Genomic DNA, 606 nt, shown 5'->3' with positions numbered 1-606 from the left:
ACGTATCAGTTGGATTTGACACCCGCAGAAGTGCAGCAAATTATATTGCATGTATGGGAAACCAAGGATTTAGATATTCTTTATTATTTCACCACAGATAACTGTGCTTCTGAGATTTTACGGTTGATTGATGTCGTGCGCCCTGAGCAGGATTTGCTCAGTCAATTGCCCTATGTCGTTATTCCTTCCGACGTGATTCAACTGCTAAATAAAGAAGCCATATTAGCAAATGCCCGTTACACACCAGCTGACAGTACCGTACGTCAAGCTGAGCTGAATAAAGCCAAAGCAGCAGCGCTTGGTTATCAGAAACTGTCTAAAGATGACGCTCTTGATATTAAATCAGCAGAGCGCAATTTGGCATCAAGTATATCTGCTGGTGATGCTGACCCAAAAACGATTATAGATCATGGCATTGTCGCCTCAGATAATAACCCTATCGACAGGCATCCTTTGCAAGTGGCTCAAATTGGTATTGGGCAGCGCGGTGACAACAGCTATGTTGATGTTGGGTTACGTCTAGGCTTTCATGACACCCTTGATCGGGCGTCAGGATTTTCACAGTTCTTTAATTTAGAAGCGCTCGCCACTACGCTGCGCTTTTAT

General features: G+C 43.9%; 1 protein-coding gene. It reads left to right on the top strand.

The features are described 5' to 3' along the window. Positions 1-606 (top strand): lipoprotein N-acyltransferase Lnb domain-containing protein (locus ACS8FD_RS22410; protein WP_439277482.1); only part of this gene is annotated, 606 nt, incomplete at both ends.

Source organism: Psychrobacter sp. 1U2, from assembly GCF_051847575.1.
Note: the sequence above shows the minus strand (reverse complement) of the source record. Positions and strands in the feature narration are given on the sequence as shown.